Genomic DNA, 15197 nt, shown 5'->3' with positions numbered 1-15197 from the left:
AGCCCTGACTAGGGACGAGAGCCGCGATCGGACTGCTGTGCGTTGCCGTGTTGGCCGCCCGGGAAGCGGGTGTGCGGAGGCGCGTCCGGCGTGGTCGGCGCGCCCGATGTGTGCGGTGGGGCCGGGGGCGCCACAGCCTGCCGCCGGCGCCACCACATCAGCCCACCCAGGGCCGCTCCCACCACAACGATGCAGCCGATGATGACCAGCGGTACCAACGCGCTCTGACTCCGCGACGGTGCCTGAGGGGCATCGTTGGACGCGGCGGGCGCGTTGCTGGCTTCTGACGGCGACGGAGCAGGCAACGGGCCGTTCTTCGAGCCGGCCGGAATGTCCTCCGTCAGCGCGCTGTACGGCCGGATGAACCCATAACCGTAGTGCTTATCCGGAACCTTCAGTCCCTTCGCGGATTCGGGCAACTTCGCGGTATTCACCAGCCGGTTGGCGATCTGCCCCGCAGACAGGTTGGGGAACTTGGAGCGTAGGAGGGCAGCCGCGGCGGATACGTAGGCAGTGGCTACGGACGTTCCGTCGCCGGTCGAGTACATGTGATCGATGCTTGTGCTGATCGTGCCCACCCCCGGCGCAGTCAGCAGCACACCGGGACCGTAGTTGGACTTCGCCCAAATCTTGCGGGACGAGTCCACGGCCCCCACGGCGATCACGCCCGGGATGCTCGCGGGATAGGCAAGTGAGCCGGTGCCGTCATTGCCAGTGCCCGCGACAATCACAGCATCCTTCTGCCGTGCGTAACGGACGGCAGCTTCGAGGCCGGGGACTTCTTCGGAGCCTCCGAGAGACATGTTGATCACGGTGGCCCCATGGTCCACTGCGTAGCGAACCGCGTCCGCGACAGGCGTGCCGCGTGCGACGACGAACGAGGCATGGTCCGCGGTGACTCTCAAGGGGAGGACCTTGGCCTCAGGTGCCAGACCCTTGACTCCAGCGGCGTCGTCCTTGCCGTGTCCGTGCCCCGCGATGATCCCGGCCATCGAGGTCCCGTGGTCATCCTTCGTCACGTGGTCAGCTGTCCCTCCCTCCAGGAAGTTCTTGCCGCGCAGCACGTTCCCCACAAGATCAGGGTGTGTGCCGTCCACGCCGGTGTCGATGACCGCGACCGTCACCCCGCGACCTGTGGAGACCTTCCATACCGAATCAACGTCGTAAGCGGACAAGGGCCATTGCCGATCACGAATCGAGTCGGCGGCTGATGACGGGGCGATTACTCCCACGCACAGCGCAGCAAGCAACGCCGTGCAGACAGTGCTCTTCGGCCGCCGACCGATCGTCATGCCTGGCTCTTTCCTTCCGCTGTGCCTGTCTCCGGCTCCTGGACGGGTGGCTCTGGTACAGCACCGTCCGACGTGGAGTGCGCAGGCGTTACGTCACCAATCACACCCGGCACCAACTCCCGTAGGGGAAGCCAGGTCTCCCCATCCTCCACTAGATAGTCGGGACGCTTGGCTCCTCTGCGACGATCGTCTTCGCGAGAAGTACGACCGTGCGGCGGTACACCTCCTGGTCCCAGAGCGGCTGAATTCGCTCCCGTACGGCCACCGAGCGCCCCTCCGCGACTGCGATGCAAGCCCGAACCACCCTGCCCACCGTCGCGTCCAGGAGTACCAGGCCAGCCGGGCTCGCCAACGACGCCCCCACCGCGCCGTGCCAAGCCTCCCTGCTTGCCGGCAGACGCCGGAGAGCGCCCGACACCTGACGCCCCGGGGGCTCCCGGCGGTCCCAGGGGGAGACGGTTCGCCGGCCCTGATCGACCGGGCACCTCCGGTTCCGAACCGCGAACCTTCCCGGTGGGCCTGCGTGTTCCCGTGCCTTCCTTCGGCCCTTCTGGCGCTCCGGGACGCGCTGACCTGCCGCCTGGGAATGGTTGTCCCCCTCCAACCGTCCCTCGGCCGGGGAACGCACCGGGTACTCCAGGAGTGAGAGTGCCGGGACCACTGCCTCCCCCCGGCACGCCTCCGCTGATTTCGCCCGCGGGACCAGGCGACGCAGGCGTTACCGGTGTGGGCAGGCCACCGCGGACACCGTCCAACGCTGTGCCCGGCGTCGGCGCCTTTGGAGTAGCAGAGGGACCCTTCCCATGGAATGGATCCCGCCCTCCCCCACCTGGCGCGCCAGAACTGCGAGGGGCTGACGGATACGAAGAGGTGGGGGCGCCATGCCCGCCTGTGTTGCGAAGCGACGGCCGACCGACCTGACGCGGGGCGGAAGCCGACGCAGTGCCGGAGGTCACCACGACGGGCGGTGGCACAATCGTGTCCGGCGGAGGGATGACCTTTCCGTGCTCCTTGATGGGAGGCGGTGTGCCCAATTGGCCGGTGCGAACGGTGTACGCGGCGCCGAGCCTCTCCATATGGACAGCTGCCTGCAGGGCGATCTCCCGGCCTCGAGAAAGCGTGTCCTGATGCTTGGCCAAAGCATCACTGGTGCTCATGCCGTTGGCCACATCCCGCTTCAGCCCGCTGTCGTCTCGAACGCCGAGATCACTCAGCCAGTTTGCGCCGTCCTTGACCCCCGACATCAAGGCATCCACGTAGCTGCCGTGTTTCTGCTCAGAGGCGGTGTCCTGGAGCGCCATGACCGCCCTTTGGACCTCGCGAAGTTCAACCGCTGCGCCCTGGAGGGCATGGCAGGTGTTCTTGGCGTACAACGCACCGTTCTTGAGACTCACGCTGAGGTCCTTTGCGCGGGCAGCGAAGGAGTCAGCGGCATCGCCGTGCCAGTACTCCATGACATCCGCAACGGCCTTGTCGAGCAGGGCCTGCACGCTGCCGTCCGGCGCGTCGCCGGCCAACTGGTCGTGGACGTGCATCCAGTGACTGGCGATCCCCTCGACCTTGGCCGGCTGAGCATCCTGGACCATGTTCTTCAAGCTCTGCAGCGTGTGGCTTGAAAAGTCAGTGGTGTGGTCGCCACTCTTGCCCATCGCGCACGTCTCCCCGTTCAGTCCTCTTGTTTCCCCGCTGCATCAACCGCGCTGGCAGCTCAGCGCATCGAGCCCTTGATTTCCTGCTCTCGGTTGTCGTAGCTCCTGTGCGCGGTCGAAGTCTTCTGGCCCGTCTCGGCAATCATGTCCTTGAGTTCGGTGACCATGTCAGCGATGGCTTGCTTCATGTGGACATGTGCATTGCGCAGCGCTGTCTCCTCGGCGAAGCCCCGACCGAGGTACCCCTCCGGCAGCTCCGTCTTGTACTCCGCCGTGCCGCTGACACTATCCATCGTGTCCACCAGGCCGTTGAGGCGCTTGATGACCTGTTCCAACGCACTTAGATCGACGCTGTAGCCGTCAGCCACTCCGACTCCCCCCTGCCCGCGCCGTTCCCCTGCCTGGAAACGCAACGGACGACACCCAACGTACCGGCGCAATCTAACGTTCGACCCTGGAGCTGTGCCAACCAATGGCTGACGCGTAATGGCTTGATACTTGAGTAAACGCAGGCGAGAGACCATCAACGAGGCTCGCACCGCTCGCTATACCTGGCCTGAAATAAGCGCGCACGGCGCAGTGGGGTCAGCTTCGATCGATGGGGTCGGCAAGCTGCCTGCCCCATCATGGAAGATCTAGGCGACAAGGCGGCGTTGAGACATCCGCTACTGACCGTAATCGGCCCTGTCTGTATGATCGACGGCTCTCCGTGGAGAGTATGGCTGCGCCGGCACAGTGCGCATCAGCATGAAGGGGGACCATGTGATGGCTTGGGGTACGACGCCCAACCCTCCCAGCACAGGAGGAAGCGGCGCTAGCCGGATCGACAGCCCAGCGAAGCTGCGCCAGTCCGGCAACAACTCCCTGGAACTCGCGGGTGCACTGCGCGCCAAGGGTCGTAGCGCCAAGGACGAGACCGTGCACGCGGCCACCGCCCTCAAAGGAGCTTCCTGGGACGGGGATCTGGGCAGCACCATGGAGCAGACGACAAAGACCTGGGACGACCAGATCGCGCGGCTCGCAAAGCAGCTGCGCGAGATCCACGCCAAGTGCACCACCACCGCTGACAACTACGAGCGGACGGAGCATGAGAACGCGGCGAACTTCAAGTCTCTGCCCAAAACCACGCCCTTCGGATGAGGTGACATCGCATGGTGACGTACGAACAGCTCTACCATCTCGACTTGGACAGGCTGAACAGCGCCATCGAGGCGTGGGACACCCAGATCCGCCACCTCGAATCGCTGGCCGAGACCTTCGCTCGCGACGTTTCCAAACCCTTCGCACAAGCCGGGTGGCACAGCCTCGACGTCACATCGGTCACCGCTTCCAGCCAGATCAAGGACTCCGGTCAGGAACTCACGGACGCAACCGCAGAGGCCAAGGGCATCCGAGACATCTTGCGTGACGCCCACACCAGGCTCAAGAAGCACAAGGCGGATCTCCACAAGCTCGTCGATGTCGAGGCACCGGACCGGGGCTTGGTGGTCAGCAGCACTGGCTATGTCGAGGCCCGCGACGACATGACCAAGGATCTCCCTAATGCGGGAGATCCCGACAATGAAGAAATCCGCGCCCTGCAGGAACAGAAGATTGAAGACTTCGCAGGCAGGATCGGGGAGATCCTCAGCAACGCGGGCGAAACGGATTCACTCGCCTCTCAGGCTCTCCACAGTAACACTGATGGAAAGCCGGAGGATGGCTTCAAAGGTGAGGTCTATACCTCGATCAGCTCATACAAGAAAGCCTCAGAGAGACCTTCCGAAGCTGGCATGCACAGGCTAGATGCTACGCCCTGGGGAAGTGGCACCATCAAGCCGGTGGCGGAATTCCTCAGCTACAAATCGTGGATAAATGCGGGAAATTCAGCATTGCACGGCAGATTCGGAGAAGCCTGGGACTATTTCATAGGCGGTACCCCGCCGAATGCCCTCGCCGGGATGGCAAAAACGGCGGAGACGAAGATCGGCACGGGTGGAGGGCCTGCTTTCAATAAGATCAGTAATGGGATTTTCAAGGGTGCGGAGAAGATCCTCGGGGTGCCTGTTGCCGTGGTTGCGACATTCGTTGACTACGCCTACACCCCCGAGGACGATGCCGCGAAGAAGGAACAGCAGAGCCGAAATATAGGGCCTGATAAGTTCAACCAGGAGTACGGGAAGGGGAAAGCTCGTGGAGGAAGCAGACCGATCGCGTAGATCTCACCGCAGGGGGATCGGTCCTCTGTGGGCTTTGAACGAGTTGCTGGGATCGTTCCTGAATCTCAGATCGTTCCACGTGGTCATCCTTGGCGGCCTTGCGGCCTGTGCAGGTATTGGTGGATTCGCATTGGGCCTTATTGAGGGGCGCAGTTTCCCGAGCGCTCTCGCCAGTATTGCGATTGGCATCGTCGGAGTGAGCCTGGTCCTAGCCTGCATTCTGGAGCATTCGAAAAAGTAAGTCGATACGCTCCCTAGCCGACACTTTTGGTTCGCCTCATCAAGTGAGGCAATGTTAGCCTCGAAGTTTGGGCGAACCTGCCGTCCAAGCGATCACGGGAGTGGTGCGAGGAATTACCATCGAGGTTCGGTACGAGCCACTTACCGGCAAAGTCCATACCGCTTTCCCGAAGTAAAGGAGTGTGACTTTATGGAGCGATACCAACAGCTGCGAGCCGCCATTTCGCAACTCCTTGAAAAATCTCCTCTGAGGTCGAATGCTTTGTTGATCGGGTTTCGTTCCGACTCCTCCGCACCCGGATCCTGCTTCGATCGTGAACAATCACGGAATCGCAGCCAGAACCACTTGCGCCGACACAGTCACGCGGTTCGCTAAGTGGCCCTCGTGGTCACTTCTTCGCCCTACGGACCCAGCGTCCACGGCCAGGTCCGCTCCTCCCGCGAGACCGGTGAGCCCGGCGTCGTCAAGAAGGACTTCCGCTACGGCCACGACCGCGCCGACCTCGCCCACGTCTCCACCGCCCACCTCCTGGCAGCCGCTACCGAGATCCTCACCCAGTGCCGCACCATGCTCCGCCCCGGGCGGCACCGTCGTCGTCACCACCCGCCCCTGGCGCGAACGCGGCGAACTCGTCGACCTGCCCTCCGCCGCTCTCGCCGCCGACAAGACAGCCGGGCTCATCCCCGCCGAACGGTGCGTCGCCCTCCTTGCGGGCATCCGCAACAGCCGCCTGGTCACCCGCCCCGCGCTCTTCCAGATGAAGAACGTCCGCGACGCCCGCCGCCAAGGCACCCCCTCTCAGTGGTGCAGCACGAGGACGTGCTTGTCTTCACCCGCCCCCGAAGAGGCAACAGGGTGCCGTGTTCCAGGAGTTCCAGGAGTTCCAGGAGCAGCACACCGGCTTCTGCAACTGGCTGCCGCTCCCGGGTCTGCGCAGCGTGAAACCAGCCCGGCGCGTGGCCGCGGGGGGAGTGACGACGGCGAACCCGTCACATGACGCGATGGTTCCCCAGACAGCGCCGCGGAGAGCTCCTGCGGCCGGCGCTCCCGAATTGACGGTGCGTCTACCCGAAAAGTCCCCACACGTCACCGAGATGGCGGCAGCAACCCTCCTCCGCTTCGTCCGTGGCGAGTACCACCGCCTCATGGCGACAGTGCACACAAACCCGTAGGAAGCGTGGGCACGGCGGACGGCTGGCCCTCTTCGCAGAGCAGGAGGTACCACGGACCACGATTCATCCGCCGTGCCCGCCGCACGCCCCCGGAACCGCCCATGACCCGCTTCGCTTTCGCCGGATGCTGCTCCACCGAGGACCTCCAAGACCCCGGAACGTCCCGGAACTGCCAGCTCACCCGCGCCCGCGCCCTCATCGAACCCGTCGGCGGCGACATCGTCGCCGAGTACTTCGACGCCGGCCACTCCCGCGCACTGCCCTGGAAACGCCGCCCCAAGCCGCCGCCCGACAGCAGTTCGCCGCAGCGTCACGCACGAGGCCAGAAATCCTGGCTGCCGACCAGATCCACCACATCACCAAGACCCTCGGCGACATGACCGACCGACTCCAGGCCGCGGCCCCCGAAGCTCTACGCCAACTACGGGCTCGAGCTGGAGCACCACGCAAATCAGCGGGTTGTGACCGGACGGTCACAACCCGCTGAAATGTGCCTAATTGCGTGTCTGAGGGGGTACTTGAACCATACGCACATGCCGGTGATGCGGGGTGAATTGGAACTGCCGTAGCTGTCGGTCCGAGCCCTGGGCGGAGGCGCAGGGGCACGGGAAGAGGGAGATTCACCCGCAGTGAGGGACAACTCGCGATCCGGGCATTCCCCCTGGCGCCGCCGGCTTCTGCAGGTTGCTGTGGCAGAGCCGCTCTGGAGAAGACCTACTGGACGAATTGTCGCTGCGCTTCACCCTACTGGTCTGGTTCACCGTGACAAAGTCAGGAATGGGAGCGACGCAGGCGTCGCGTGTGGCGGTATTCACGCGTGAGGATCTTCAGCACGGTGGGAACGGCGGGCCGTGCCGAAGCAGTGAGGAGGCCTGGGCCCTTGGACACAGCAGCGTCGACGGTGGCCTCTTCCAAAGCGATCAAGGCCCGAACGAAAGGGCGGTTGACGGGCGGTACGAGAGCGATCACATGGCGGCTGCCGACCAGGGCAGTGCGGGCCTGGTGGAGAAGGTGCCGCAAAAGCGCGCGGATTGCCGCAGTCTCCTGAGTATGCGTGAGGTCGGCCGGGGTCACACCATGGCGCAGCAAGGTCTCTTGGGGGATGGTCAGACGTCCATTGGCCAGATCTTCGGCGAGGTCGTTGACGAAGTCGAGGCGTTGGCTGCCGTCGATGTAGGTGTGGCAGGCGGCGCGATATTCGGTCGGTTCGGCATCGGGTGCGAGCAGGGAGGCGACCATCATGAAAGCGGGCAGTGAGTACTGGTCTAGGTAACGCTGGTAGTCCAACTCCGTGTCAAATCCCGCAAATTCGAGGTCAGTCGCGGCGGTGGCCAGAAAGTCATCCACGTGGGTGATCAGGCAGGGGTGGCGTGCGCACGTGTGCAAGAGGGACCGAAGGACAGGGTTTTCGCTGCTACCGGCGGCAAGGGCCTGGCGTACCTCTTTCTCCCATGCTGTGTAGGCATCGACGCGCTGGACCGTCGGGCCGCGGTCGAGGAGGTTGTCGGTGTGGTGCATGAAGGCGATGGCAGCGATCAGGTGGGGCCCCAGGGAGCGCGGCAGGAGCAGCCGGACCGCGATGTAGGCCGAGCGCTTGTAACGGGCCACCAGCGAGCGTTGCCGGGTGAAGTCTGCGCGGAGTTGCGGATCGTGTATGCCCGCGTCATCCAGCGCGATGGTCCACGTGCTCATCTGGAGTTCCTTCTGTGGTGCTGGGGCGGGGCGAGGAGCGGTGCAGGCGATGCTCAACCGTGCGTGTGCGAGGGCTGATTGGCGGGATCGTTGGCAGGGCGGACGTCGAACCGGCGCCGCGTCAGCGCAGTACGGCGAAGGCGATGCCTGCGGTGACGGCACCTACCACGGCGCCCACAATGGTCTGCGCAGTGGTGTGATCCCTGAGGGCGACTCTGGACCAGCCGACCAGGGGGACGAGGGGGTAGGCCAGCAGCCACCACGGTCCGAGCCCCGTGGCGAGCATGACGATGGCTCCGGAGGAGACGGCCGTGTGCGCGCTGACCTTCCATACTGTGGTGATGGCAAGGATCACGGTGAGCGTAATGAGCATGGCGATGACCATCGCCGTCATCTCCCGGGGTGCCCCGGCCCGCAGCATCAACAGCAGCCCGGTCACGACCGAGACCATGACCAGTGGGATGACGATCAAGCGCTGTTGGCGCTTGCCGACATAGCGGTCGCTCCACCGGCCACGACGGACGCCGTACCTGATGCCCAGGACCGGGAGGACGGCACAGAACAGGGCCGCGATCAGGGCCCAACCCAGGCCGGGGAGGCCATGGTTACCCCAGCCGATGAGGGCGACCAGCGCCAGGATGACGTTCTTCGGATCTAGGGTGTCGGTGAGGCGCCGCGCCGCGCATGGAGGTGGGGTAGCCCCGGCCTGGGGCGTTGTTGGCCGGGTGGCGAGGGTCATGCGGTCTCCTGGCGGGGCCGGTCGGTGAGGGCGGGGTGGTGGGGGCTTCGAGCAGTCGGTCGAGGGTACTCATGTGGGAGGAGCGGTAGGCGATGCTGACGCGGGTGAGCCAGGCGGACTCCGCGTCACGATCCCGGGCGCCGGGCGGATAGGGGGCGGGCGTACGGGACGGCGGCTGTCCGACGCGTCGGGCCCGTACGGCGTTACTCAGGCAGAACGCCTCCACCACGGCCTCCCGTTCGGGGCCGGACAGGCCGAGGGCGGCGGCGGCCGACTGGGCCCGATCGGGCAGGGACTGCGGGATGTGCTCCCGCAGCGCCAGGCATGCGTCCCGTATCTCGATCATGCGCCGGTGCAACCGGAGTTCCAGGCTGCCGCCGGAGAAGAAGTCGTCCAGCCGCGTCGGTGGCACGCCCAGAACAACATGGGGGACAGCCTCGGTGAGGGGGTGCCACAGGGCTCGAAGCCGGTGCAGGCGGCGGTACCGCTCCAGACTCTGCAACAGTGCGCTGCCGACGGGCAAGGAGGTACCCAGACCGATGAGCAGAACGGCGGTGAACTGCGCGGTGTGGGCGACCTCTTCGGCCGCGGCACCCGAGGGCAGGACGGCCGGGCGGTACCCGGTGAGGAGGAACATGCGGAGCAGTGCGTAGAGCACACCGACGAGGAAGCCCGCGGCCGTGATGCCCAGTCCGGCGCGCAGCAGCCCTTTCGTCGAGCGCAGGTAGCCGTTGCAGAAGAGCACGGCCGCCCGGACCATGGCCACGCCGAGGTAGGCGAACCAGAGCCAGAGGTAGGCGGTGGCCGGAGCGCTGTGCGCGGCGTGGACGGGAAACGGGGACTGTCGCCCGGCGCGGCCGGTCAGGAAGAACAGGGCCGTCATGGCTGCGGCGACGCCGGTGGTCAGGGCCAGGTCCAAGCGCAGGGGGAGGGTGGGGACGCCGTCGCCGAAGCCCATCAGTCGGATCCAACGGAGCAGGAAGCCGATCGCCGCCAGACCCAGCAGATGCATCAACAGAAGGGACAGGCTCTGTGCGCTGGGCATGAGTTCGATCGCGTTCCTGACCGGCGGCAGACGTACCGTCAGCGCTGCGGCCAGGGCGCAGAAGCCCGCCCACAGGGCACGTGATGTGGGCACCCTAACGGCGGCGGGGGCGCGCCAGAGCACGATCGTCCAGACGAGAGCCACCGCCACGACACCCAGGTGCCGGCTCATGACCGTCCGCCGTGGAACGGGGAGCCCAGACTGTCGGTCAGCCGGCCGAGCATGCCGTCGTGCTGCGGAGACGGCCGGGTCGTCCGCAGCGCCAGGAGGGAGGCCAACATCTCGGCCTCCTGCTCCTGTCGGGTGGTGTACGAGGTACGGGCCAGCGCGCGGCGGATCAACGAGGAGCCGAGGTCCGGCAACAGCCGCCCGGCCTCGGACAGGTCGATGCCCAGGCGGTGGTCGCACAGTATGTGCGCACACTCGTGGAGGATGATCTGTTCCTGGTGCAGCGGGGACGTGCTGGGTTCGTAGCAGATGTAGTCGGCGGTCTCCGTGGCGAACCACAGGCCGCACGGGGCGCCGCCACCACCGGCTCCGGGCCACGGCTGGAGTTTGATGGGGCGACCGCGCTGCTGGGCGAGGCCAGCCAGGAACGTCTCCAGGTCGAAGGACGGTGGAATCGGCAGGGTGTCCAGCAGCGCCTGGCACGATGCTTCCAACTGGCGCAGTGCCCTTCGCCCCCACCCCCGACTGCTTCCTGGACCACGCACGCCCGCTCCCTCCCTCGCGACGGCTGGTACTCCCACCCAGTTATTGCGGCCAGGCAAAGTCTATGCAGGGCGGATTTAGTCCGATTGCCGGGGTTCGCCCCGAGCTTCCAGTGTGTGCAGGCGCTCCGACATGTCGTTGAGCGCGCGCAGGCTCTCGGGCGAGAGCTCGTTGGCGCGCAGTGCCAGATTGCGCACGGCACCGGTCTTCAACGTGTCCAGGAAGCGTAGCTGTTCGTCGATGTACGAGGCGACGTCGTCGTCGAGGAAGTAGGCGACAGGGACGTCGAAGTAGGCCGCGAGGGCCTCAAGATGGCCCACGCGCGGATTGGTGGCCTCGCCCTTGTGCAACTTCCAGATGTAACTGGGAGAGATGACGCGTTCGCTCGCCGCTTCGTCGATGGCCCGCGCGATTTCGTTGTACGACGGCGGGGCGCCGCCGACTGGTGTGAGCGCCGTGATGAGGCGGTCCAGCTTCTCCGCCAGCGTGGTGGACCGCGCCCCCGATCGACGGGCGGGTTCTGTCATCGAAGCTCCTTCAGTACTGGCACACAGACACCTGTCCATTTCCCACTGGAAACAGCATGTGTATAGACTACTGCCGATCGCTACGCATACGCACCGGGGACCATGGGGGGGGTTGCGTGTCTTCCATTTTTCAACAGAAATACGCAGAGGTCGGCGTCGCCTCCATGGTTCTCTCGGTGCGGTACGCGCGCACGCATGACTGCGGTGCTCCGCGCCTGCCGTACGGGGAAGTCTACGAAGGGGCCTCGCGCAGCCGTTGACGCAGGCTCGATCTAACTCACCGGGCGCTCATGGGGAAATGAGACAGCCCACCGGTCAGCCCCTGAAATCCGCTGATCCGCTTGCGATTTCAGCTCACCTCACCGGCGCGCGCAGGCGCACGGACCTGCCTTCATGGGTCCGAGCAGGGACCATCGCCTGCGGGTTTGACCAGCCAATGACCAGACTGTGGAGGTTCGATGTATGTGCGTCAGCGCGACATGGGGAGCGACAGCGGGGGAACGCGGCGCACCATGGTCGGTATGAAGGACCGCCTGGCCCCTGATTTCTCGCTCCTGACGGACCGGGAGCGGGAGGTGCTGCTGCTGCTTGCAACAGGCGAGCAGAACCGCATCCTCGCGCGCGAGCTCGGGATCTCAGAACGCACCGTCCGGGCCCACATCACCAACCTGACGCGCAAGCTCGGCATACGCTCCAAGATGGAGGCCGCGCTCCTGGCCAACCTCCATACCGACGCCATACTGCCCGAGCCGGAGGGCGCGGCGGAGGCCGGGTAACGAGAGCCGCTGGCCGGGCAATGGCTGAGGCAGAGCGAAGCGCGGGTGCAGGCCTTGCCCCGGCCCCGCACCCGTCACTATTTGGCGCATCCCGCTCCTCGCTCGCCTCTGCGCCGCGCCCTGCCGGCGGTCGGAGTTGTGAGGGTCAGGGCATCAGAGCGGCGCTCACCGCTTCGATCGCGGTCATCCAGAAGGGCTGTGCTCCCGTACCGAAGGCCGCCGCCAGTGCGTATCCCACGGCCGCGTCCTGGGGCAAGACATTGGAGTCCTCCGGCCAGTCGGCCAGAACATGGCCGTCGCCGGAGGAGGACAACTCCGCGATGGCGCGCCTGCCCTTGAGCAGTTTGCTGCCGTCGATGCTGTTCGGCGTCAACCGGTACTGGACGCCGGCGCACTCCACGTCCACCCGGTAGGAACGCCGCAGCAGGCGTCCCGGGGCCGGTGTGATCCGTGCGGTCTGGCCGTCGACCGTCAGCGACAGCTGCCGGGCGGAACGGGTTCCGATGGGGATGTGGTCGTCGACGTCGGCGTCCGCGGCCCGCACCAGGGCGACAGTGGGGATCTTCTCCCCGCTCACGGTCAGCGTCCCGTCCGCTCCGTCGAGCAGGACGCGAATGTCGTCGAAGAGCAGGTCCTGAGTGGGAGTTGGAGGTGTGGTCATGGCATCTTTCCATGTGGTCGGGAGTGGTCAGGAGCCAGTGGGTGCCGGGGTGAGAAGCTGCGTTTCGGCGAGTTCGCGGTACAGGGAGTCGCTGTCCATCAGTTCGCTGTGGCTCCCCGCCGCTCGCACCTGCCCTCGGTCCAACAAAAGCAGCTGATCAGCCGACGTGACCGTCGAGAGCCGATGTGCGATCAGGAGCACAGTGCACTGTTCGGTGGCGCGCTCCACGGTTCGGCGCAGCGCGCTTTCGCTCCGCCCGTCGAGATGCGCGGTTGCCTCGTCCAGCAGCAGGACTTGCGGGCGGCGCAGGAGCGCGCGGGCGATGGCCAAGCGCTGGCGCTCACCGCCGGAGAGGACCACGCCCCGCGCTCCGACGGAGGTGTCCAGACCGTCGGGCAGTCCGGCGACGTACTTGTCGAGCAGGGTCTGGCGCAGCACTTCCGCCACCTCTTCCTCGCCCGCGTCCGGCGCCGAGTACAGCAGGTTCTCCCGGATGGTGCCGGCGAGCATGGGAGCGTCCTGCTCGACGTATGCGATGCGGCGGCGCACCTCGGCACGGGTGAGGGAGCGGATGTCCATCCCGTCCAACAGGATTTCACCCTCGTCTGGGTCGTAGAACCGCTGGAGGAGCGAGAAGACCGTGGTCTTTCCGCCGCCGGACGGCCCGACCACCGCCGTCAACGCGCCGGCCGGTGCGACGAAGGCGACCTTCTCCAACGCGGGGGCACGGTCGGCGTAACCGAAGGTGACGTTCCGGAGCTCAACGGCAGGTGGCGGGCCGGTCGGCTGTCTGGGCGTCAGGTCGACGTCGTCCTCGGTCCCCATCTGGTCCACTTCTTCGATCCGCGTTAGGGCGCCGAGCCCTTGTTGCAGTGCCGTGGTTCCGGTGACGAGCGAGATGATCGGGCCGCCGAGGTTGAACAGATAGAGCAGGAAGGCGATCAGCGAGGCGAGGTCGAGCCTTCCGGTCGCCACCAGCGCGCCACCGAATCCGATGACGGCGAGGAAGGACATCTGGACGATCATGCCGGACAGCACCGCGATCACCGCGTGGTAGCGGGCACCGGTGAGGCCGGCCTGGTAGGCCCGGTGCGCGGCGGCCACCGCTCGGCTAGTCTCCCGCCCCTCGGCGCCGTTGGCCTTGACCGTCCGGGCCGCCCCCAACGAGCGGTCGAGCGCGGCTCCGATGTCGCCGACGGACTCCTGGGCGCGCGTCGTCACCCGACGGACCCGCGGCATGACCACACCGATGGCGAGGCCGACCACGACCAGGACGGCCGAGGTGATGCCCAGTAGTTGCAGACTGGTCAGACCCATCAGGACGATGGCGGCAACCAAATGCAGGCTTCCGTCGACCAGTTGGATAACGCCGTTGGTGGCGGCGTGCTGCACCAGGGTGCTGTCCGAGGTGACGCGGGTGGTCAGGCCGCCCGGCTCGGTGCGGTCCAACTCCGGTATGCGTAGGCGTATCAGACGGTGGATCAGCCCTCTTCGCGCCTGGAAGACAACGCGCTCGGCGGTGCGCTCGCTCAGCCAGGTCTGCACGGCTGTGAGCGCGGTGGAGGCGACGAGCAGCCCGACGAGCACCAAGAGCGTGTTGCGCATGCTGCCCTGCGTCATCAGTGCGCCGAGCACCGACTCGATGACCATCGGCTGGGCCAGGGCGGCGGCGCTCCCCAGCAAGGTGAGCACCAGGATCAGGATCAGGATCCTGCGGTGCGGGCGGGCGTAGGCGAGCAGGGCACGCAGCGGACGTTGCGCTGTCGACGGTTCCTGCGTGTCCATGGTTTCCCTTTCCGGCTTTTTGGAAGTGCGTGCAGCCTCTTGAGAATGGCCGACTTTACCTGGCCTCGGCGAGACGATAACTGCGCACTGTGAACCCTACCGGCATTCGTCGAAGACCTGGCCAGTGGCGCGGATTGCCGCTTGCGGCATTGCCTGAACGGGCATTGCCGCAAGAGGCAATCGCGCATTTGGGGCAAGGAATGGCATTGTCGTTCTCGTCGCAGGCCGATCTCTGCCAATTCCCTTGGCAGCCGGCCGATTCGAGAGAGGAACAGCAGGACGATGCAGAACGTGACAGAGAAGGACCTGTTCAGCGGCTACACCGCGTACACCTCGGCCGAGGAACTCGGCCTGTACGACGGCAAGACCGCCGCACCGGCCTTCAGCCCGACCATCCCCTGGGCCATTCGCGCCGGGCTGATCACCGCCCGGTCCTCGCAGCAGTGCGCGGCGGCACTGGGTTCGTTCGCTGCCCGGACGCTGGAGACAAAGTGCTGAACACATCCCGTTCGGCGCGCTGTTGATGCCCGCCGTGGGATGACGGAGGAATACGCCGGAGCCGGCCAGGAAGAGACTGGCCGGCTCCGTGCGGCGGCACTGGCCACGACCGGGCGGGGAGAACACCCTCGGCTGGCCGCGCGCGAGATCGCCGCGGCTTGGGACCTTAGCACGAGTTCCCAGGAAAATTTCCTGGTCGCCTGCCGACGAC

At 66.0% G+C, this 15197-nt stretch carries 15 protein-coding genes and 1 pseudogene; 7 read left to right on the top strand and 9 right to left on the bottom strand.

What is annotated here, in order from left to right; all coding sequences use genetic code 11:
• Positions 1–8: 8 nt before the first annotated feature.
• Positions 9–1292, bottom strand: a complete 1284-nt coding sequence (gene mycP, locus ACIQE0_RS00160; RefSeq protein WP_402327880.1) for a type VII secretion-associated serine protease mycosin — start codon at positions 1290–1292, stop codon at positions 9–11.
• Positions 1293–2368: 1076 nt separating this feature from the next.
• On the opposite strand from mycP, the gene ACIQE0_RS00155 reads away from it, so the two are divergent.
• A complete protein-coding gene (locus tag ACIQE0_RS00155) occupies positions 2369–2908 on the top strand; it encodes a hypothetical protein (protein ID WP_402327879.1) in 540 nt (179 codons plus the stop codon).
• A gap of 92 nt (positions 2909–3000) precedes the next feature.
• On the opposite strand, the gene ACIQE0_RS00150 is transcribed toward ACIQE0_RS00155, so the two are convergent.
• Positions 3001–3309 (bottom strand): hypothetical protein, encoded by a 309-nt coding sequence (locus tag ACIQE0_RS00150; protein ID WP_402327877.1) that lies wholly within the window; start codon positions 3307–3309, stop codon positions 3001–3003.
• Between the two features lie 397 nt (positions 3310–3706).
• Between ACIQE0_RS00150 and ACIQE0_RS00145 the strand changes: the two genes are divergently transcribed.
• The 4 genes and pseudogenes from ACIQE0_RS00145 (at position 3707) to ACIQE0_RS00130 (ending at position 6932) form a co-directional block, all read left to right on the top strand.
• Positions 3707–4081 carry a WXG100 family type VII secretion target gene (locus ACIQE0_RS00145; protein WP_402327875.1) on the top strand — a complete coding sequence of 125 codons (375 nt, stop codon included), beginning with the start codon at positions 3707–3709 and terminating at the stop codon, positions 4079–4081.
• An 11-nt stretch (positions 4082–4092) separates the two neighbouring features.
• Entirely contained in the window at positions 4093–5139 is a 1047-nt protein-coding gene (locus ACIQE0_RS00140) for a hypothetical protein (RefSeq protein WP_402327873.1), read from the top strand.
• A gap of 616 nt (positions 5140–5755) precedes the next feature.
• Positions 5756–6322 (top strand): annotated as a pseudogene (locus ACIQE0_RS00135) (site-specific DNA-methyltransferase); the annotation flags it as partial.
• A 331-nt stretch (positions 6323–6653) separates the two neighbouring features.
• A complete protein-coding gene (locus tag ACIQE0_RS00130; RefSeq protein ID WP_402327872.1) occupies positions 6654–6932 on the top strand; it encodes a hypothetical protein in 279 nt (92 codons plus the stop codon).
• A 391-nt stretch (positions 6933–7323) separates the two neighbouring features.
• Here ACIQE0_RS00130 and ACIQE0_RS00125 read toward each other — a convergent pair whose 3' ends face one another.
• From ACIQE0_RS00125 to ACIQE0_RS00105, 5 genes are all read right to left on the bottom strand, one after another.
• Positions 7324–8244 carry a phytoene/squalene synthase family protein gene (locus ACIQE0_RS00125; RefSeq protein ID WP_402327870.1) on the bottom strand — a complete coding sequence of 307 codons (921 nt, stop codon included), beginning with the start codon at positions 8242–8244 and terminating at the stop codon, positions 7324–7326.
• A gap of 121 nt (positions 8245–8365) precedes the next feature.
• Positions 8366–8716, bottom strand: a complete 351-nt coding sequence (locus ACIQE0_RS00120) for a hypothetical protein (RefSeq protein ID WP_366330202.1) — start codon at positions 8714–8716, stop codon at positions 8366–8368.
• Positions 8717–8849: 133 nt separating this feature from the next.
• The gene (locus ACIQE0_RS00115) at positions 8850–10199 is read right to left on the bottom strand and encodes an MAB_1171c family putative transporter (RefSeq protein ID WP_366330203.1); all 1350 of its coding nucleotides are present in this window, start codon (positions 10197–10199) and stop codon (positions 8850–8852) included.
• Positions 10196–10690, bottom strand: coding sequence for an ImmA/IrrE family metallo-endopeptidase (locus ACIQE0_RS00110; RefSeq protein WP_402327867.1), 495 nt, complete (start codon positions 10688–10690; stop codon positions 10196–10198). The genes ACIQE0_RS00115 and ACIQE0_RS00110 overlap by 4 nt, the downstream gene beginning before the upstream one ends.
• A 126-nt stretch (positions 10691–10816) precedes the next feature.
• Positions 10817–11266 (bottom strand): XRE family transcriptional regulator, encoded by a 450-nt coding sequence (locus ACIQE0_RS00105; protein WP_366330206.1) that lies wholly within the window; start codon positions 11264–11266, stop codon positions 10817–10819.
• Between the two features lie 458 nt (positions 11267–11724).
• On the opposite strand from ACIQE0_RS00105, the gene ACIQE0_RS00100 reads away from it, so the two are divergent.
• Complete coding sequence (locus ACIQE0_RS00100) at positions 11725–12042, top strand: response regulator transcription factor (protein WP_402327865.1); 318 nt, start codon at positions 11725–11727, stop codon at positions 12040–12042.
• A 145-nt stretch (positions 12043–12187) separates the two neighbouring features.
• Here ACIQE0_RS00100 and ACIQE0_RS00095 read toward each other — a convergent pair whose 3' ends face one another.
• Entirely contained in the window at positions 12188–12703 is a 516-nt protein-coding gene (locus tag ACIQE0_RS00095; protein ID WP_402327863.1) for a hypothetical protein, read from the bottom strand.
• A gap of 27 nt (positions 12704–12730) precedes the next feature.
• Positions 12731–14488, bottom strand: a complete 1758-nt coding sequence (locus ACIQE0_RS00090; RefSeq protein WP_402327861.1) for an ABC transporter ATP-binding protein — start codon at positions 14486–14488, stop codon at positions 12731–12733.
• Between the two features lie 282 nt (positions 14489–14770).
• On the opposite strand from ACIQE0_RS00090, the gene lxmA reads away from it, so the two are divergent.
• A complete protein-coding gene (gene lxmA / locus ACIQE0_RS00085; RefSeq protein ID WP_402327859.1) occupies positions 14771–14986 on the top strand; it encodes a lexapeptide family class V lantibiotic in 216 nt (71 codons plus the stop codon).
• Positions 14987–15197: the final 211 nt, after the last annotated feature.

This window comes from Streptomyces sp. NPDC093097, from assembly GCF_044754325.1.
Lineage (GTDB): Bacteria > Actinomycetota > Actinomycetes > Streptomycetales > Streptomycetaceae > Streptomyces.
Note: the sequence above shows the minus strand (reverse complement) of the source record. Positions and strands in the feature narration are given on the sequence as shown.